The organism is Acidisphaera sp. S103, assembly GCF_009765975.1.
Taxonomy (GTDB): Bacteria; Pseudomonadota; Alphaproteobacteria; order Acetobacterales; family Acetobacteraceae; genus Rhodopila.
In genome coordinates this window covers 272,767-291,583 of the sequence record NZ_LMUJ01000092.1, presented here as the reverse complement: position 1 = coordinate 291,583, position 18,817 = coordinate 272,767, and the positions used below count along the sequence as shown (strand labels likewise).

Genomic DNA, 18,817 nt, shown 5'->3' with positions numbered 1-18,817 from the left:
CGGGCGGGCCCCGCCGATTTTTTCCCCGCTGTCGTCCATCGGGGCGGCGAATTTGGTGGCCAGAACGATGCGCTTGCGGTCGTCGCCGAGGATGCGGCCCATCACCTCCTCCGACCCGCCGCGTTCGCCGTAGACATCGGCGGTGTCGAACAAGGTGATGCCAAGGTCGAGCGCCTTGTGGATCACCGCTTTCGTTGCCGCTTCATCGATGCGGCCGCCGAAATTATTGCAGCCCAGGCCGATCGCCGATACGCGCAGGCCGGATCGGCCGAGATTACGGATTTCCATGACGGCTGGCTCCCAATAAAAGCGTGGCGACAGATTGGCGCCGCGAACCGCCAGTAGTCAAACGGTCAGAACACGATCAGCTTGTCCACGCCGCGGCTTCGGTCGGCGGGCGCATCGAAGTCCAGAACCGGGCCGGCGGGCACGATGCCGGTTGGATTGATACGGCGGTGGCTCATGTAATAATGCCGCTTGATGTGACCGAAATCGACCGTTTCGGCGACACCGGGAAGCTGGAAGATGTCACGGGTGAAGCCCCACAGGTGCTTGTAGTCCACGATGCGACGAATGTTGCACTTGAAATGACCGTGGTAGACGGAATCGAAACGGACCAGCGTGGTGAACAGCCGGATGTCGGCCTCGGTCAGCGCCTCACCGCACAGATACCTGGACTGCGACAGCCGGTCTTCCAGCCAGTCCAGCGTTTCGAACAACGGCACCACGGCGGCCTCATACGCCGCCTGGGTGGTGGCGAAACCTGCCTTGTAGACGCCGTTGTTCAGCGTGTCGTAAACCCGTTGGTTGATCGCATCGATGTCGCCACGCGATGCCTTCGGATAGTAATCGCCGGGCTTGGCGCCGGCCTGATCGAACGCCGAACCCAGCATGCGGATGATGTCGGCGGATTCGTTGTTGACGATGGCCTGAGTGTGCTTGTCCCACAGGATCGGCACCGTTGCTCGCCCGGAATATCCGGAATCCGCTCGGGTATAAAGTGCATGCAAAGCCCGGCTGTTGTAGAGTGGGTCTGGGATCACGCCCTCACCGGCGTTGAAGGTCCAGCCGTTCTCCGCCATCAGCCAATGGGTGACCGAAATCGGAATGATGTCCTGCAAGCCCTTCAACGCCCGCATGATCAGCGTCCGGTGCGCCCACGGACAGGCCAGCGACACATACAGATGATAGCGTCCCGCCACCGCTCGGAATCCATCCTGCCCGGTCGGACCTGGCCGAGCATCCGGCGTGATCCAGTTGCGGAACGCGCTGTCGCGACGCTCGAACTGCCCGTCCTTGGTCACCGCCGGCTCTTGCTCGTGCCATACGCCGTTGATCAGCAACCCCATGCAAATCGTCCCCTCGGTGTCTGCGCCGTCATCCAACGGGCCGGGTGGCAGATTGCCGTGTCGTCGACCCGCTCGCAATGACAGGGGTGTTACGGTTCGGCGGCAAGTCGTCCCGTCGAACGACCCAGCGCGATCTCCTGCACCAGCTTCCGGGTCATGGCTTCGCCGAAGGTCGCGAAGTCGTGTACCTCCAGCACGAAGCTGCCCGGCCCGCCGGTCACGTTGTCCCGGTAGTAATTGGCGAGTCCGCCCGGCGGCTGGACATGCGCGAACGTCCAGGACACCGGATGGTCGTTGATGATCGCCAGCCCGTTGATCGTTATGCCGGCTTTCACCGCGTCATCCCGGGCGGCGGTGATTTCGCGGCCAGCGTTGTTGGTGCCGTCGCCACAGACGTCGATCACGTGGTGTGTCGCGTTCATCCCGCTTTCGGCCAGCAGTTGCACCGCCTGATCCACCCCCGAACTGATCGCCGTGCGGCCCCAGAACGATCGCGGCGCGGCGACCAGGCGATCCACGAACGCCTGCGCCGAGGCTTTGTCCCGGATCACCGTCCAATCCAGCACGGTTTGGACCTCCATCGTGCCGGCGAATTCCAGGTAGGCGACAGCGATCTTGCCGGCGGGTCCGCCGCGGATGGCGTCCACCACCTTCGAATTGGTGAAGGCGCTGGCATAGCCGTTCTTTTCCAGCCTGAACTCGCTGTCGTCGATACTGCGGGACACGTCGGTGACCAACACCAGCGCCACGTCGACGTCATCCGCTCTGGCAGGGTTTATCGTCGCGAGCGGCAGCAGCAGCAGGGTCAACGGGATCAAGGCGATCCGAAGCATCGGGGCAAGCCCTCCGCGTGCAATCTGGTGACCCGTTATCTGACCCTGGGGGCTATCCGTTCGTCAAAGGAAATCCATGCCACCGGACAAGACGGACTACTGGCTGGCCCACACAATACGGTGAATCCAGGTGACATCGGTCAGATCGAAGCTGCGGTCGGCATGTTCTGGGTTTAGGCTCTTCAACTCGACCCGACGCGCGGAGCGGCGGGCCAACTGCTTGGCCATGACCTCGCCGCCCGCGGTGCGGACGACTACGCGATCGCCGCGGCGGATCGGCGCAGATGGCGAGACGATCACCAGGTCGCCGTCGCGAAACACCGGCTCCATCGATTCACCGCTGATTTCCAGGGCATAGGCGTTGGGATCGGCGATTTCCGGCAGGCTGACCTCATCCCAGCCGCCGCCCACGGGGTAGCCACCATCATCGAAATAGCCGTCGCCGCCCGCCTGGGCCAGGCCGATCAGCGGCACCCGCCGCGAGATCCCCCTCGCACCCGCGCTGCTGGCCAACGCCCGCGCGCCGGAGACCAGCGACGAGAAGCTCTCCAGCGTGGCGCCCGTCGCCTCCAGCACCTTGGCGACGCTTTCAGTGCTGGGCCAGCGGTTGCGGCCATCCGGCATGCGCCGCTTGGACGGATTGAAGGTGGTCGCGTCCAGTCCGGACCGCTTGGCGAGGCCGGAGGCCGACAATCCGTTTTCAGCGGCCAGCGTGTCGATGGCGCGCCAGACATCTTCATGTTTCATCCAGGTGAGGCTCCCGCTGCGACTCGGCTCGCGGGAGGATTATCCTAGGAATTGGCGCTGAATGGAATAGGAAAATCAACCATATTTACTTGCGAATGTATGCAACCTATGGTATCGGAATTGGCGCGTTACTCGCGTCCAAAATTGAACCGGAAACGTACTTTATGTCCATCGCGGGCCATCAGATTTTAATCGCGGATCCAGTCAGGATTCAGTCCGGGCCACGGACGGAACCATTCCACACGGCGCAGGAAGCGTGGCTGTGGACCATGGCCGCGCTGATCGCCCGACGTGAAGGGGCACGGTTTTCCGCAAGAAAAGGTTTGGTCACCCGACCGTGCGAGCCGGACGACGTGGTCAAATGCCTCGACGGACTGTACCGCCAGCGGCGCATCGACCTCGCGCATGCCCGCGTCCTGCGGATCTGGGGCGAACGGCAGATGGCGCCCAGCACCTCTGTCGCGGCAGAACGTCACGACCACCGGTTGTGGATCGAGGCGCTGGAGCGCCTGGAATGGCCGCTGCGGATCAAAGGGATCGTCGCATAAAATGTCGAACTTAGGAAAATTATCGTTGACATCGTCCCTAAGTTTCTCGTAATGTTCTTGTGTCAACGGGCGAGATGCGCCTGTTGACGATCTCCTCCCCCCAAACTTGTAGCCGCTACCTTCGGGTGGCGGCTTTTTTTATGGAAGGACGCCGTCATGGCTTTCGCCATCCGCAATCTTTCGGTTCTTGCCTATGCGAACGGTTTCACGCTGTGGCACTACAAATCCGGCAAGGACAAATTGGACGCCGTCAGCGGCGGCAATTATCTCGCGGATGCCAGCGACATGCTGACGGCCGGCGACCTGATCATGGTCACTGCGGCCGACGGTGCTCGGATCGTGTGTGTGACGCTCGCCGATGTCGAAACCGTGGTCACGGCGCCGTTGTCGTAGCCGCGGCCCGTTTCAGGATATCGGTTGCATGGCGCTGGCGACCGGCTTCGGTGATGATGAATCCGCCGTTGGGTGCCTGGCAGCACAGGCCCATGGCAGCGAGGCGGCGTTGGCACGGATCGTCCATCAGCCCTGACGGACGCCCCGCCGGTCCGCACAGATACAGCCGGTGCAGCGCCGCACGGCAGCATGTTTCAAGGTAAGGCTGGTCCCACACGGCGGCAAAATTCGCCAAATGTTCGGCGAAAGCAAGCGCCGTATCAGCCCTCTGATAACGGATTTCACCAATATGACCTTGGACCCGGCACTGACGGTGGGTGCGGTTGGCGTCGTCACCGGCACCGCCGGCGCGACGGCCCGTTGGGTGGTTAAAATGAGCCGCGATTACGCCCGTTTTGTCACCTGCTACCTGATGTTCATTCTGCTCGGCGGCGGCGGCGGCGGCGGCGGCGGCGGCATGGGCATCGCTGGCGGCGCTATGGCTCGGCTGTGCGGCTGCCCGCGATGGGCGGACTTCGTTTCCGGCCTGCTGGGCGCGTCGGCGGTGATCTGTTTCGACGCCGCGATGCAGAAATTATTGCGCAAGCCGTGACAGAGATTTCGTTACTCGGGTGTTGGATGCCGGCCGGTATCCGAACGCCGTTATGAAGGACTGGTGACTTGGATCTGTTGGGTTTTCTCGCTGAACATTCGGCCGCGATCTGGGGTGCGCTGTCGGGTGTGGCAGGCGGTATCGGCATGTTCCTGGTCAGCTTCTGGAAGGTCAGCGCATCGTTCGAGCGTGCGAAGCTGAAGATGGCGTCCGACGCGACATCGGCTGAAACGGCGGAACGCGCGGCGTTCAGGGCGTCGCTGATGGACGAGTTGTCCGGCCTGCGCGCGCAGATCAAGGAATGCGAGACTGATAAGAACGCGTTGCGGGAGCGACTCAACAACGCCGAAGCCGAGATCATGGTGCTGAAGGCGTCGAACGAGATCATGGAAAAATGGGTCGCGTTCTTCCGCGACGGGGTCGTGCCACAGGCGCCGTCGCTGGCCGCGGCGACGAGGCGCCCGGTCGTCGTCTGATCCGTACTCAATCGAGAAAAGGTCTGAGAATGCCGAGCATTGCACCGAGCCAGGCCGTGGCCGTGAACCGGCTGATCGAGACGCTGATGAAGACCCTGCTCAATCAGACGCCGGGCGTGGCACGGCTGCGTCTGACGCGGGTCCGTGGCGGCGCCGAGGGGCCGAACTACGACGTGACCAACACCGTTGCGGCGCGTGGCCGGTGGATCGGGGCGATGCGGCAGAACCAGCCGCTGTCGGATTGGCGCGACTTCCTGCCGGCTTTGCTGGCCGGACAATGTGTGCTGCACCAGATCGTCGAGCTGCGATCGGCGGCGCCCGCGTTCGGTTTTCCCTCGGCGCGGCCGTCCCGGGTCATGGCCTGCCCGGTCACCAGTTCGGACGGGCCGCTGCTGGGCGCGATTTTCATCGTCTGGGACTATGGTGCCAAGCCGCCGGCGCGCGCTGCCCTGCGGGCGCTGATGGCCGCCACCGGGCAGTTGGCGACACGGATCGCTGCCGTGCTGGAGCTGTGCGACGCGCTGGCCCGGCCGGCGCCGGAGGCCGAAGACGTGCCCATCCGGCAGGTCGCATGACCGTTTCACTCTTTCGGGCGGCGCCGGTTGCGGGCATAAGCCCGGCCCCATGCTGTCCCTGCTGTCATCCGCGGCGTTGCCGCTGCTGCGCCGACTCGATCCGGAAGCAGCGCACACCATCGCATTGAAGGCCCTGGCACTGGGCCTGGCGCCACGCGTGGCGCGTGATGACCCGCCGGCGTTGGCGATCACCGCGTTTGGACGCGCCTTCAGCAATCCGATCGGTCTGGCGGCGGGCTTCGACAAGGATGCCGCCGCCGGCCCCGCTCTGTTGCGGCTCGGCTTCGGCTTCGTGGAGACCGGGTCGGTCACCCCGCGCCCGCAACCCGGCAACCCGACACCGCGGCTGTTCCGGCTGACCGAGGACCACGGCGTCATTAACCGCATGGGCTTCAACAACCAGGGCCTCGCGGTCTACGTCCGCAACCTGGCCCGGCTGTCGGACCGGCCCATTCCGCTGGGTGCCAATGTCGGTATCAACAAGGACGGCGCCGACCCGGTCCGCGACTATCCGGCGATGATCGAGGCCGTGCGCGGCCTGGTCGATTACGCGGTGATCAACGTTTCCTCCCCCAACACGCCGGGTCTGCGCGACCTGCAGGCCGAGGCTCAGCTTCGGGCGATCCTGCAAGCCGTCGCGATGGTGGCCGGTCGCCTGCCCATCCTGGTGAAGATCGCCCCCGACCTGTCGCCGGACGGCCTCGCCTCGGTGGTCGAGACCTGCGTCGAGGCAGGGGTTCAGGGCCTGATCGTCGGCAACACCACGATTTCCCGTCCCGCCGGCCTGAAGTCGCCGCACGCCGCACAAGCCGGCGGGCTGTCCGGGCTGCCGTTGCAGACACTTTCCACCACCATGCTTGCTCGGACGTTTTTGCTGGCGCGCGGCCGGCTGGTGCTGATCGGCGCCGGCGGGGTGTTCACCGGCCGCGACGCGCTGACGAAAATCCAGGCCGGCGCCTCGCTGGTGCAGCTTTACAGCGGCTTTGCGTTCCATGGCCCGGCGCTGATCCCGCGGCTGAAGGTGGAACTGATGGCGGCGCTGCGTGACGCGGGGTTCGCGACAGTGCAGGATGCCGTCGGCACACGGGCCCAGGAACTGACGGAACACGCTTGATGGAACATTTGTCCGGGTTCGCCCCGCTGGCCGAACGCTATAGCGGTTTCATCCTGGATCTGTGGGGGGTGATCCACGACGGGGTCAACGCTTTCCCGCATGCGGTCGAAACCCTGACGCGATTGCGTGCGGCGGGGAAGCGGACGCTGCTGCTGTCCAACGTGCCGCGCCCGAACGACGCGGTGCGAACGATGATGCGCCGCATGGGAATCGACGATTCGCTGTACACCGGCATCCTGACCAGTGGCGAGGCCGTGCGCCGCGCGCTTGAAAATCCCCCCGATCTGTGGTGGACCGAACTTGGTACACGCGTCTTCCACCTCGGCCCGGATCGCGATCGGCCGGTCCTGGAGGGGTTGCCCTTCGTCGTGACTAACACTCCAGCGGAAGCCGACTTCGTTCTGAACACCGGCCCCGATGATCATCGCAATCCCAGCGACATGGGAGAATTTGAAGCTGTACTCGCCGAATGCGCCCATCATCGGCTGAAGATGATCTGCGGCAACCCCGACCTGGAAGTTATTCGCGGCGGTGTCCGCGTGCTGTGCGCCGGTGCGCTCGCGGCGCGGTACCGGCAGCTTGGCGGCGATGTCCGGTCGCTCGGCAAACCCGATCCGGCGATCTATCAGCCCGTGCTCGAACAGCTCGCTCTGCCGCCGAGAGACGTGTTGGCGGTGGGTGATTCGCTGCGCACGGACATCGCCGGTGCCGTGGGTGTCGATCTGGCCGCCTGCTGGGTCCTCGACGGGATCCATGGCGCCGATCTCAGGAATCCTGATGGGACCTTCGACAGCGCTCGAGCCGAGGCTGTCGCCCGCGAAGCACACATCATGCCTGTCGCGACGGTGCCGCGTTTCACCTGGTAGAGTCTCACCCCGCCAAATGGCCAGCGCGCCGCTAACCCAGGCCGATCAGCTATTCACCAGTCCCGCCTCCAGGCTAGGCGCGGCGGCGCGAAGTCGCGTCAACAAGCCCTGCAACTCGCGGATCGTGAACGGTTTGCGCAACAATCCACTGAGTTGCTCTGCCGCGATATCTGTCTCGGACAGTTCTGCGTAGCCGGTCACCAGCGCGATGGGTGCCTTGATCCGTCGCTCCCGGAGCGCTCGGGCAAGTTGGAGTCCGTTCATCCCGGGCATCGCGTAGTCCAGCAGGATGAGGGTGGGCGGAGGTGACAGCTTGTCGATCAGTGACAACGCCTGCTCTCCCCCCGACGCTTGCACGACCTCGCAGCCGAGATCATGTGCCATTTCGACGGTCACCTGTCGGACGGCGGAGTCGTCATCGACCACGAGAATGAGTTCGTTCGGCGTGCTCGGAGCGGAAAGCGTCGCGGAGCTTTCCGTTTCCGCTGTGTCGCTGGCTTCGGTAGCCGCCGCACGTGGTAGGGACAGCATGACGCGGGTCCCTTCGTTCAGCGTGCTGTCGATAACCACGTTGCCACCCGATTGACGTGCCATTCCATAGACTTGGCTCAGTCCCAGTCCCGAACCGGCGCTGGGGCCCTTGGTCGTGAAGAAGGGATCGAACGCCCGGGCCTTCACCTCCGCGGTCATGCCGGTCCCGGTATCGGAAATGCTTACCTGCACGTACTCGCCGGGTGACAGATCGTTATCGTCATGCTCACCAGTGCCGGGCTCGACCGTCAGGTTCATCGTGCGGATGGTCAGGTGACCGCCGTCGGGCATGGCATCCCGCGCATTCAGGCAGAGGTTCAGAATCGCCGCCTCAACCTGGCTGGGATCGATCATTGCCGGCCAAAGGTCGTCGGCGAGTTCGGATATGACCTGGATGCGTCGTCCCAACGTGCTCGCCGCCAATGTGATGAGTTCGCGCAGCAGGGCATTGACGTCTGTAGCGCGCGCAGTGAGCGGCTGGCGGCGCGAAAAGGCGAGCAGGCGGGAGGTGAGCTGACCGCCTCGTGTCACCGCCCCCGTGGCACGTTCGATCAGGCGCAGCAGCCGATCGGTGTCGGCGATGGCCCAGTCGTCGCCGGCTTGCGAAACACGGCGTTCCATCAATTCCAGGTTGCCAAGGACCGTTGCGAGCATGTTGTTGAAATCATGTGCGATGCCGCCTGCAAGCTGTCCCACCGCCTGCAGCTTCCTGGCCTGATGCAGGGCGACTTCGGTTTTCTCGCGCCCGGCGATTTCGACCTGCAGTCTATTGTTGCTCTCCGACAGTTCCCGCGTGCGTTCCGCCACCTGGGCTTCCAGGAAACTGGCTTGCATGCGCCGCTCCATCTCCCGTGCCTGCAATCCGGCCGCCATCGCATTAAACGATTCCGCCAAGGCGGCGAATTCCGAACCGGCATCGGTCAACCTGGCGCGTGCGCCCAGATCGCCTTCGCGCCATTTGCGGGCAGCCTGCAGCAGCGCCTCGGTCGGCTGGTAGATGAAACGGCGGCCGGCGACCCAGGTGAGGATCACGGCGACGAAGGCAGCGCCGCCAATGAGGAGAAGATCCTGGAATGTCGCGTGATCGATACCCACCGTCAGGTCGGGCAGCACCAAGGCGTCGATGGTGGTCAGGCCGGCTGGCGGCGATTCGTTCGGCACGTAAGCCGCTATAATTGAATGTCCGTGCGGATCGACAATGGTTTCAACACCCTGGACCGGCCGGCCGATCAATGGGCGGAACCAGTCCGGCACCGGCCGGCCGGTCCAGGCGGCGGAGTCCGGAACCCGGCTGAGCACGTATCCGTTGCGATCGGCGATGATCAGGGCCGCGTGGGACAAGGCAGGCGCATGGTCGACCTTCGCCGTTTCGAGATGCTTCTCCAGCCAATTGGTGTCGAGGGCTACCACCAGCACCCTGGGTTCGTCACCCGCGCCAATGTCGCGCACATGGACAGCGATGGGAAGGAATTGGCTCTTCCGCGTCGGATCCGATACCAACTGCCCCACGGACAGGTCCTTCGTGGTCAGCAAATTGGCCAACCAGGACGGATGGGCGGACAGTCCGGTCGGGACGCCATCCGAGGTGCAAAGCAGCGACCCATCCACGGGTGAAAACAAGGCGAGGAAACGATACTGCGTCAGGCTCTGGCGCAGCGAGGTCAGGCGCCCCGTGCAAGGTTCACCTGATGTCCGCACCGACGGGAATTCACCCGCAAGGACGCCAAGCTGGTGGACACCGTCAACGATACTGGCCATGTCGGCATTCGCAAGTTCCGCCTGACGTAGCACCAAGGCACTGAGTTGCCGATGTCGTTCCGCATACAGGTTGACTTGTGAATAGATTTGCGCCGTCAGGATTGGCAGCAGGCACCCGAGGGTGAGCAGGACGAGACGCGTTGAAAGCTTCATGGCGGCAAGCTCCGACCCGCCGCTTTTGCGCGGAGGCACACTTGTTGTGTGGATACGATAGCCGCTGGCTCCATGTTACGAAATCCGCGACTCGTTGTATAGATTGATTGCCCGGAAATTGCCACAGCGTGGTTTCCGCGAGGGCGATGCCGGCTTCGAACCCGGAAAGAATACGCTCAAGTGCTTGGAGGCGAGGGCGTTTTGCTCTCACCTCTTGTCACGATTTAGCGACCGTCATGGGGTGACTACGAATCGTGTCTAAAAATAGGCGTTCGCGACCAGTCAGTTACGCGAGCTCGACCATGTCGAACGGACCCACTGTTGCGAAAGTGATTCGCGTTCCGTCGGACAGGGAAACCGTTCCATAAGCGGTTCGACCAGGCGGATCGGCTTTGCCTGGAACGGCACCCGTAACGGTTGTGTCAGATGCCGTCCGAGCGAAAAAAGCCGCTAGATCGATGTCCGTCGACCCGGGCCAGGACGTGATCGTGGCACCCGGTATCCGCCGCTGTCCGGTGTCCTCCAGGTAGGTGTCCGACGTGTATCGAGCAGGGTTTGAGGATCGTGCTTTGCTAAGTTTGCGCATACCGGGCTCCTTGGCTTGGCTAACACCGGCGACACGCCGACGCCGGTCACCAGTGTTAGGGCACAAGGGATGAACAAAAGGTTAACGGCTAAGATCTCGAGGCGGGCTATTTCAGCGGCACGCTTACGCTAAATCCAGGTGGCTGGATCGGCCTGCGATCTTCGTTGGTCTCATAACGCGACCCTGGTGCAAAGCCCATGCTGGGGTCGTAGCGTCTGATGTGAAAGAACTTGACGTCGACGGTAGGCGAATCCGCCGCTCGCGCGGCGGGTGCGAGAGCGTCCACATTCGGGACGGGCGCGATATCCCCGAGGGGAGGATTTTCCGGCGGAATTGGGGGGATCGGAAGCCCTTCCGCTACGGCACTAGAAATTGGCATGGCGAACACCCCGAGGATGATGATCGCTGCGAACGTGATACGCCTCATAGCGCCGCTTCATCCGGCGGGCTGGCCGATGACTGGGGCATTCGATGCACGCCGCGCCGATCGTCTTGCGGGTTGCCGGCGGGTTTACCCATCGGGCCGGCCCCGACCAACTGCCACGCATGCAGTGCCCAATGCACGGAAGGGAAGGCTATGTCATCCCAAGGTATTTCGTCCGGGCTGAAAAGCCGCACCTCGAGACTCTCCGGCCCCGCGCTAAACACCGGCGGCCCGGCGTCACTGAAATGGGCTCGGAAGATCACCTGGACCTGGCCGATACGGGCGATGCTGAAGACGCCGAGAATGCCCTCGATCGTGATGGCTGCTTCCGCCTCCTCCAGCGCTTCGCGCGCCGCGCCCTCTTCCAGCGTTTCACCGAGTTCCATGTATCCGGCCGGCAGCGTCCAGAAGCCTTTGCGCGGCTCGATGGCACGGCGACACATCAGCACGCGGCCATCGGCCACCACGACCGACCCGACGACCACCTTCGGATTTTCGTAGGCCACGTAGCCGCAATCCGCGCAAACCATTCGCTCGCGGTTGTCACCTTCGGGAATGTGCCGGACGAATGACGACATACCGCGAACGTGAACTGTTAGCGATTCGGGATCAAGTCCGAAACCTATGTTTGCCACGTCTGACACCGCGCGAGCGGTCGCTTCGCTATACGCTGAGATCCAGCAGCGATCCTCGGGGCAGGTTGCGTGGCGGCGGCGTTGTGGACAGGTTCGGCGATGCGATTGGAGCGGACCGCGTTGGCGATTGCGCGATGGGCGCGGTCGCGGGGGGCGTCGTGAGAACACGTGCCGGCTGTATGTTCGACGATCGCCCGGGCGATGTGGTGGGCGGCGGCTGGCCGATGGGGCCGGTCGCGTTTGCGATCCCAATGAATGTCGCGGGTGACAGCATGGCGCACAGCCTAGGCCTGGAAAGGTAAACGAACCGTTAACGCCGTGATCAAACCGCCTCTTTCCCCAGCATCTCGCGCAATGTCCGTGCCGCTTCGATAAGGTCTGCCTCCAATGCCGCGATGATCGTCGGGCCTAGCGGCGTGAGATCGCCACGCCGTGCAGCGGCCATAATCGTCCGAAGCCGAGCCTCCAAGGCGGCCATGCCGTAGCCGGCCGCCATGCCCACAAGTGCATGCGCGTGCGCAGTGGTCGCCCCCGGCGCATTCGCCGCCAGGGCTCGGCGTAATGCCGGAAGCCGGTGTTCCATGTCCACCAGGCACTCTTCCACCAAGTTCGTGAACGTTCCCGGCGGAAGATTGGTGCGCAGTTCGTTGATGCGGTTCATGTCCAGGACCGGGACGGTGGCAGGGTCTTTTGGCGTCGACCATGCCGGCCTGTCGCTGTCTTCCGTCGTCGATGCCAGTGCGGCGGCATCGGTGTGCGCCGACCACACGTGCCGTTCCAAGACATCGAGGAGTTCCGGCAGCGATACCGGCTTGCCGAGAACGCCGTCCATCCCCGCCGACTTGAAGATCGTTTCACTCTCCGGTTCGATATGGGCGGTTAGCGCGATGATTGGGATGGAGCGCGCGGGCTCCGGCAGGGTGCGGATGATCCGCGTCGCTTCCTGCCCGCTCATACCGGGCATGAAAATATCCATAAACACCAGATCGTATGGCGTTGTCTGGATAGCGTGGATCGCGACCGGCCCGTTCACGGCGATATTCACGTGATGACCCTCGCGCCGCAGCAGGGTCGCTGTGACGCGTTGGTTCGCCACGACGTCTTCGGCGAGCAGAATGCGTGTTCGGGGCGGCGATCGACGATGCAATGCGACAATCCCGGCGGCCGGATCCGTCAGCGACATCGACGCCTGGTCCGCCAACGCCTGAATCGTGGCGGTGGTTCGGTCCATTCCCGACACCGATCGCAACGGCACCGCGGTGGCGGGGAGTGTGATCCAGAAAGCGTTGCCGTCCCACCCGTTCTCCGATAGCCAGGCGTCGCAGCCAATCTCGCCGCCCAACAAGGTCACGAGCTGCAGGCAGATCGACAGACCCAGGCCGGTCCCGGCCGCATTGTCACCCCCAGGCCGGTCGAGCCGTGAAAACGGATGAAACAGGCCCTCACGCGCCTCTGGCGCAATGACCGGACCGTCATCCTTCACGGTCAGCCGGATTGCCGCCCGGGCGTCGTGTCCGGGTTCCACGGTCAGCCATACCACGCCAGGACGGGCGTATTTCACCGCGTTCGAGAGCAGGTTGAGTTGCACCTGACGCAACCGGCCTGGATCGGTAAGCAGAGTCTGCGGCGTTCCCTCGGCGATGGCGATGCGGATGGAGATGCCGCGGTTCGCGGCTTGCGTGGCGAACATCTCGACACAGCTTTCCAGCAACGGTCGTAGCTCGAACAGACTGGGGCGGACGGTCAGCTTGCCGGCTTCCATCTGCGACATGTCCAGGATGTCGTTGATAAGCCCGAACAGTACGTCGCCCGACTGGTGAGCCATCGCCAGCAGCGACCTTTGTGCGGGAGCAAGGACACTGTCGCTCAACAGTCGTATCGTGTTGAGCAGTGCGTTCAACGGCGTCCGGATTTCGTGGCTGATGATCGCCACGAACCGGGACCTTTCGGTGTTCGCGATGTCTGCCGCTTCCTTGGCCTGACGCAGGCTTTCCTCGGCCTGTCTGCGTTCGGTGATGTCGGTGTAGAGGGTGAGGAAGCCGCCGTCAGGCAGCCGGCTGCGCCGCAATTCCAGTATGTGGCCATCCGGCCGAGGCCGTTGAACCACACCGAACGGTGCGACGCGCAGGCGTGCCATCCGACGTTCGACCTCGGCTTCCGGATCGGTGATCCAGCCAAATTGGCCAGTTGCGATCTGGGCGCGGAGGACCTCTTCCATCGGCAGGCCGACCCGCAGGATTTCCGGCGGGACGCCGGCAACGACCGGAAATCGCGGGTTCCATTCGACGAGGCACACATGGGCATCGAATATCGATACGCCGTCATGCATGCTGGCCAGTGTCGCTTCGAGTTGTTCCGCCTTTGCGGACGCTAAGGCCCGGGCAACCTCAAGCTGTGCGTTGGACGAAGCCAGGACGGCCCGGTCTTCCGCCGCCAGCACGGCGCGGCGGCGTGCCAGCCTCGTGCCGCGCACCAACACAAGCGCCAGGACGGCCAGCAGCACAGTGATAAAGCCGGCGAACGTGTCCGCGTCTTCGCGCCAGATCGTGGCCGGCCGCATCGCTTCGGTTTCACTCATCGCCACGACGACGGCGAGGTTCCGACCGGGAATGTGGCGGAATGCGTGGATGCGCACGACGGCATCGGTGGGGGAGGGGCCTGTCCAGACACCGTTGTCGGTATCCCGGATGGCGGCGAACATCGGCGTGTCGCTCACGCTTGCGCCGGGATCGACACTTGCCGGCCCGACCGAACCACGCAGCCTGCCGTCATCCAGCCCGACCAGTGTCACGAAGGCGCCGGCACCAAGGTCGGTCTGGCTGAACACATCGGTGATCGCCGCGATCCGGTAGTCGGTATCGATCGCGCCGGCGAACGATCCGTCCGGAAAATGCAGCGCTCGCGCGACGTTCAGGTGCCACTGCCGCATGAGGCCGTCGATCGCGGCCGGGCCGATATACATCCCATCGCCCGAGTCGGACGGACTGGCCAGGGCACGAAAATAATCGAGGCCGGAGGCGTTCTGATTGATCGCCTCATTGACGGTCGATTGGCGGATGATGCCGTTTGCGTCCGTCAGCACCATGTCGCGGCTCAGTCCGTTCAGCCCGACTACTTGATCGTGCCATGCGTTGAGGTCGAAGTCGCGCGGATTGGCCGCCCAGGCGGCGACCAGGATCCGCAGGGTCTGGTCGAGCGTCAGGATCTGCCGGTTGACCTGTTCGGTGAAGGTCAGCGCTTGGTTCGTCAGCGTCGCCGTCGCGCGGGCGGCGGTGTCGGCGCGTTGAGTGCGAATCGCCTCCATCGTGCCGACCCACGTCAGCGCGATCAGGCAGGCGGCCGCCAGGACAATGCCGGCGGCGGATACGAAGTGCTTGTCCGGCTTCATGATCCAGGCGGCAAATCGGGTGGGAACGATTGGGCGGCGTGCGGCGGCCGGGGCCGCGCGAGGCAACTCCTAGTCCCAATAGGACCGGAGACACAACCTGATCGCGGGCCGGGGAGGCCGAACGGGAACGGCACGATCTTCCGCAAGCCGATCATCTGCAAGAACGTGCCGGGCCAGATCCAACCGATCATAATCGACCGCTGCGTCCAGGGCGGCACCACGGAATCGCGCGGGCCCGTGTTTAGGAGCGCCCTTGTAACGGTTTTCGGCCGCTTTTCTGCAGGGCTTCCACGAAGATCGGCTCCCAGGTTCGGATATGCTCCTTCATAAGAGCTTTGATCGACTTTACATCCCCCGCGATCGAAAGCTCGATGAGCTTGTAGTGTTCCGCCACCGATGCTGCCTGTCTCTCTTGTCCTGCTCGGGACGAGATTCCATACAGTCGCATTTTGTCACGCGCCGCCATTGCCATTTCGGTCAGAAGCGTGTTGCCCGCGGCGGCAATGAAGGCCTGATGGAAGCGCCGATCGGTCTCCAGATAGCCGTGTACGTCGTCAGCCTTGACCGCGTCCCTCACGTCGTCAGCAAGTCGGCTTAAGCCTTCCAGTTGCTTTGGGGCGCGCCGGGCCAGGAGCTCAGCAGCGCGTACCTCGAGTAGCTCCCGCATCTCGAAAAGCTCACGGAGTGCTTCGATCGTCGGTTCCAGCACTCTGAAGCCCCGGTTGCGGACAGGCTCAATCAGCCCATTGCGTGCGAGCTCGAGCAGCGCCTCACGAACGGGCGTCGTGGAGACACCAAGATCCTCGGCCAAGGCTGGCACGGAATACATCGTCCCGGCCGCACTCTGCCCGGAGATGATCTCGGCGCGCACGTGCTGCACGACCTGCTCGCGTAGGTTCTGATCCATGTGTCTTCCGACATCCTTTAGCCAGGCGTTAGAGATTCAAAACGCCTAGGTAGTGTGCTACACTAATATGTCCATGGGCGAGCGAAAATTAATGCCAACAGACCGGTCCACGCCATGAAAGCACGCAGACCGGCTTCGTTGTTGCAACGGGTGCAGACACCGCTAGACCTTCTCCAACGCGCGCGACATGGATGATGGCAGACCGCCCATGTCTGTCGGGAATCCCGCCGCTGCAATGGCGCGTGCCTTTGCTTCGAAATAGGCGCGTGACCACTGCAAGCGCTCACCATCCCGTGGCTGACCGACCGCCACGGCGATCGATCCAAGGCTGATCGGCATTCCCCGGCTCCCCCAGTTACCCTCCGTCACTTCGTCGATGATCGTCAGGATGCGAAGGTCAGATGCCACTTCGCCGGTTGCGTCCGCTATCGCGGATGCGATCCAGGCATGCACCTCGTTCTTGTGTGCGCGGTTCATGTAACATTCTGGCACAGAAATGTTTACCAGGAATGTGGGGCCGACCTCGGACCCAACATTCCGCTGCCCGGCGATCCAGAGATTGTCCTCGGCGATTTCGGTGAAGCAAACCCACGCAAAGGCGCGGCCGCCAGTCGTATTGGCACCTCCTTCCATCCGGACCAGGATATCGGTGAGCCGATTGGCCAGTACGGATTTACTGGCGGCATTAAGGCTTCCCGTTGCGTAACGTACGTCCATGATAGGCATGATAGTCTCCATTGTGCTGTCAGGTTGCGAACGGCTTAGTCGTGGTCACCGTGCTCTTGCTCCCATGCGTTGATGCGCGCTTCGTCGAACATGACGGTCTCGACGAAGAACACATCCGTGGTGTCCGCGACATCGCACTCGATCTTATCGACACCGTTGATGCCGAGACTGTCCCGCGGCCCAAGCGCGACATCGCCGCATCGCACCTGGCCCTCTTTCACGAATAAGTACGTGCCGTACTCGGCACTGCGCGGCGTATAGGTATAAGCACCCGGCCGATCAGTGATCAGACGAGAGACGCGAAGATCCTGGGGAACCGGCAAAGCGCCATCGCCGTCTCCAACCAGTTGCACGATGCGATTGCGGCGCGTGCGAATGTCGAAGTGAGCCCGATGATAGGTCGGGGGAAGGTAAAGCTTGTTCGGCATCAGCCAGAGATAGATGGCGTGCATATCTTCCGGACCGATACTCAGTTCGCAATGCTTGCCGCCTGAGCCGGCCGAAAAAACGTAGTAGTCGCCCTGTTGTAGCTGATCGACCGTGCCCCGGCCGGCGGTGTTGATGTGCGTCAGCTCACCTTCAAGCACGAAGGCGCAGATGACGAAATTGTGGTGCGCATGCATGTTGTAGCCGCATCCTGCGCCGTGGAACGTCTCGTCACCGAATACGCGTATGGCACCAAACCCCGGGCGCCCGCTCTGGTATTCGTGGAAATTGAAACTCGACTCACGGCTGACGAAGTTGCTTGGGGTGTGACCAGCGACATACGCGGCAGAGCTGCCTTCCGAACGGACAACGGTGTGGCCGCGGTCGTTGGCGCGAAGCACGAATGACTGTGTCATCGTTCTGTTCCTTCAGAGAATTGTTGGAGCGTGATGACCGGAGGCCTGAATCACGCGATCAAACAAAGACCTGGAGCTGAATGTTGAGCGAAAGCGAAGTCACCCAGCTCTAAGCGTTTTGTGCGAGGGGAGAACCGCCTTCGGCGTAGCCGATGACGACCATCTCGAACTGGCTCTTTGGTGTTCCGCAGTCGGGACAGACCCAGTCTTCTGGCAGGTCGGTCCAACGAGTCCCCGGGGGGATCCCATGTTCAGGCAAGCCGAGAGCCTCGTCGTATGAGAACCCGCAGCCGAGGCAAACGAGGCGTTTGAGGGTGATGTTCATGTGCTAGTGTCCTGCGTCTATGTGACGCACGACGTATTATAGTAGCGCGCTACTAAGATCAAGCTGCTGGGTTTGATGACTGGCGCATATCAGCATTCATGTTTGTGCAGAGGTGCCGCAGTCAGTCGTTGACTTCCGTTGAGCTGCTTTGTCGCGGCGCATACGACGCGGTCTTCTTACGGCTACAGTATGTCGCCCAGTTGGAAGCCGCCTTGGCCTATGTGCGCTTAACCATTTACGATCCCCAAGAGAGCAAGTGGGGCAGGGGGCAAGGATGATAGACAATCTTGAAGCGCGGCATTCAGGGGAGACCGATGTCAACTTGTTCGAAGTCATCTACTCAGCACGGGCTATGAGGCGCTTTAAGCTAGATCCGGTTCCCGAGGCACTGCTTACCCGCATCCTTGATGCGGCTATCCAGGCGCCCTCGGCCGGCAATTCGCAAAATTGGTCCTTCGTCGTGGTGCGTGCTTCGGATACGAGGCGTAAACTGGGTGAGATTTACGCCAAGGCGTCAGAGATCGCGGAAGCCATGTATGCCGCTCGCGGCAAGCCTGCGCATCTTACGGAGGGGCAATTCAACCAGATGATGACCTCCGGTGCCCACCTCTGGGCCCACATGGGCGAAGCGCCGGTCATCTTGATCCCGTGTCTGCGCAAGCCGGTTGTGCCGCCCGTGGAAGCCCTGTCCTTGGAGATGCAAGATCGGCACGAGGCTGAAATTGCCTACGTCGAACGTATCCGCGGCGCCAGCATTTATCCGGCGATTCAGAACCTGATCTTGGCTTGTCGTGCTTTGGGCCTGGGAACCACGATCACCACCAATCATCTGCGCTGTGAGGATGAAGTCCGGACCCTCCTTCGAATACCGGACGATTTTGACAGCTTCGCAATGATGCCGATTGGTTGGCCAGTCAATCCATTCGGTCTCCTGAGCCGGCGACCGCTCAGGGAGGTGGTGCACGCTGACTCCTGGGAGAATAGCTGGCCGGCGTAATATCTAAAAAACCCGCCCCAGTCCCCCAGGACGGGTCCCCCCAAAACCTACC

Annotated in this window: 20 protein-coding genes; 8 read left to right on the top strand and 12 right to left on the bottom strand. The window is 62.9% G+C overall.

What is annotated here, in order from left to right:
* From GSQ89_RS31075 to GSQ89_RS31060, 4 genes are all read right to left on the bottom strand, one after another.
* A partial coding sequence (locus GSQ89_RS31075) for an aldo/keto reductase (protein ID WP_174254955.1) occupies nucleotides 1-288 on the bottom strand: 288 nt, incomplete at its 3' end.
* Between the two features lie 65 nt (nucleotides 289-353).
* Nucleotides 354-1,349, bottom strand: coding sequence for a glutathione S-transferase family protein (locus GSQ89_RS31070; protein WP_158931970.1), 996 nt, complete (start codon nucleotides 1,347-1,349; stop codon nucleotides 354-356).
* An 89-nt stretch (nucleotides 1,350-1,438) separates the two neighbouring features.
* A complete protein-coding gene (locus GSQ89_RS31065) occupies nucleotides 1,439-2,182 on the bottom strand; it encodes a DUF1194 domain-containing protein (RefSeq protein ID WP_158931969.1) in 744 nt (247 codons plus the stop codon).
* Between the two features lie 96 nt (nucleotides 2,183-2,278).
* Nucleotides 2,279-2,929, bottom strand: a complete 651-nt coding sequence (locus GSQ89_RS31060; protein ID WP_158931968.1) for a helix-turn-helix transcriptional regulator — start codon at nucleotides 2,927-2,929, stop codon at nucleotides 2,279-2,281.
* Nucleotides 2,930-3,093: 164 nt separating this feature from the next.
* Here GSQ89_RS31060 and GSQ89_RS31055 point away from each other — a divergent pair, with 164 nt between their 5' ends.
* Nucleotides 3,094-3,477 (top strand): hypothetical protein, encoded by a 384-nt coding sequence (locus GSQ89_RS31055; RefSeq protein ID WP_158931967.1) that lies wholly within the window; start codon nucleotides 3,094-3,096, stop codon nucleotides 3,475-3,477.
* 156 nt (nucleotides 3,478-3,633) lie between these two features.
* On the top strand, nucleotides 3,634-3,870 hold the full coding sequence (locus tag GSQ89_RS31050) for a hypothetical protein (RefSeq protein WP_158931966.1): 237 nt from the start codon (nucleotides 3,634-3,636) through the stop codon (nucleotides 3,868-3,870).
* Here the strand turns inward: GSQ89_RS31050 and GSQ89_RS39540 are convergent.
* Nucleotides 3,851-4,105 (bottom strand): hypothetical protein, encoded by a 255-nt coding sequence (locus GSQ89_RS39540; RefSeq protein WP_254073440.1) that lies wholly within the window; start codon nucleotides 4,103-4,105, stop codon nucleotides 3,851-3,853. The genes GSQ89_RS31050 and GSQ89_RS39540 overlap by 20 nt on opposite strands.
* Before the next feature lie 54 nt (nucleotides 4,106-4,159).
* Here GSQ89_RS39540 and GSQ89_RS31045 point away from each other — a divergent pair, with 54 nt between their 5' ends.
* The 5 genes from GSQ89_RS31045 to GSQ89_RS31025 all read left to right on the top strand — a co-directional run bounded on the left by GSQ89_RS31045 (nucleotide 4,160) and on the right by GSQ89_RS31025 (nucleotide 7,493).
* A complete protein-coding gene (locus tag GSQ89_RS31045; protein ID WP_158931965.1) occupies nucleotides 4,160-4,462 on the top strand; it encodes a hypothetical protein in 303 nt (100 codons plus the stop codon).
* Nucleotides 4,463-4,530: 68 nt separating this feature from the next.
* Nucleotides 4,531-4,938 (top strand): hypothetical protein, encoded by a 408-nt coding sequence (locus GSQ89_RS31040; RefSeq protein ID WP_158931964.1) that lies wholly within the window; start codon nucleotides 4,531-4,533, stop codon nucleotides 4,936-4,938.
* Between the two features lie 29 nt (nucleotides 4,939-4,967).
* Nucleotides 4,968-5,513 carry a hypothetical protein gene (locus tag GSQ89_RS31035; protein ID WP_158931963.1) on the top strand — a complete coding sequence of 182 codons (546 nt, stop codon included), beginning with the start codon at nucleotides 4,968-4,970 and terminating at the stop codon, nucleotides 5,511-5,513.
* 49 nt (nucleotides 5,514-5,562) lie between these two features.
* On the top strand, nucleotides 5,563-6,627 hold the full coding sequence (locus GSQ89_RS31030; protein WP_158931962.1) for a quinone-dependent dihydroorotate dehydrogenase: 1,065 nt from the start codon (nucleotides 5,563-5,565) through the stop codon (nucleotides 6,625-6,627).
* Entirely contained in the window at nucleotides 6,627-7,493 is an 867-nt protein-coding gene (locus tag GSQ89_RS31025; protein WP_254073439.1) for a TIGR01459 family HAD-type hydrolase, read from the top strand. The genes GSQ89_RS31030 and GSQ89_RS31025 overlap by 1 nt, the downstream gene beginning before the upstream one ends.
* A gap of 45 nt (nucleotides 7,494-7,538) precedes the next feature.
* Here the strand turns inward: GSQ89_RS31025 and GSQ89_RS31020 are convergent, their stop codons facing one another.
* The 7 genes from GSQ89_RS31020 to GSQ89_RS30990 all read right to left on the bottom strand — a co-directional run bounded on the left by GSQ89_RS31020 (nucleotide 7,539) and on the right by GSQ89_RS30990 (nucleotide 17,768).
* A complete protein-coding gene (locus GSQ89_RS31020; RefSeq protein ID WP_158931960.1) occupies nucleotides 7,539-9,935 on the bottom strand; it encodes a response regulator in 2,397 nt (798 codons plus the stop codon).
* 1,009 nt (nucleotides 9,936-10,944) lie between these two features.
* Nucleotides 10,945-11,523: an NUDIX domain-containing protein gene (locus GSQ89_RS31015; protein ID WP_158931959.1), complete on the bottom strand. Its 579-nt coding sequence runs from the start codon at nucleotides 11,521-11,523 to the stop codon at nucleotides 10,945-10,947.
* A 379-nt stretch (nucleotides 11,524-11,902) separates the two neighbouring features.
* On the bottom strand, nucleotides 11,903-15,034 hold the full coding sequence (locus GSQ89_RS31010) for a PAS-domain containing protein (RefSeq protein WP_158931958.1): 3,132 nt from the start codon (nucleotides 15,032-15,034) through the stop codon (nucleotides 11,903-11,905).
* 175 nt (nucleotides 15,035-15,209) lie between these two features.
* Entirely contained in the window at nucleotides 15,210-15,875 is a 666-nt protein-coding gene (locus GSQ89_RS31005) for a GntR family transcriptional regulator (RefSeq protein ID WP_158931957.1), read from the bottom strand.
* A 162-nt stretch (nucleotides 15,876-16,037) separates the two neighbouring features.
* A complete protein-coding gene (locus GSQ89_RS31000) occupies nucleotides 16,038-16,601 on the bottom strand; it encodes a 4-oxalocrotonate tautomerase (protein WP_158931956.1) in 564 nt (187 codons plus the stop codon).
* Nucleotides 16,602-16,636: 35 nt separating this feature from the next.
* Nucleotides 16,637-17,443, bottom strand: a complete 807-nt coding sequence (locus GSQ89_RS30995; protein WP_158931955.1) for a pirin family protein — start codon at nucleotides 17,441-17,443, stop codon at nucleotides 16,637-16,639.
* Nucleotides 17,444-17,552: 109 nt separating this feature from the next.
* Nucleotides 17,553-17,768 (bottom strand): rubredoxin, encoded by a 216-nt coding sequence (locus GSQ89_RS30990; protein ID WP_158931954.1) that lies wholly within the window; start codon nucleotides 17,766-17,768, stop codon nucleotides 17,553-17,555.
* Between the two features lie 274 nt (nucleotides 17,769-18,042).
* Between GSQ89_RS30990 and GSQ89_RS30985 the strand changes: the two genes are divergently transcribed.
* Nucleotides 18,043-18,765, top strand: a complete 723-nt coding sequence (locus GSQ89_RS30985; protein WP_158931953.1) for a nitroreductase family protein — start codon at nucleotides 18,043-18,045, stop codon at nucleotides 18,763-18,765.
* Nucleotides 18,766-18,817 lie beyond the last annotated feature (52 nt).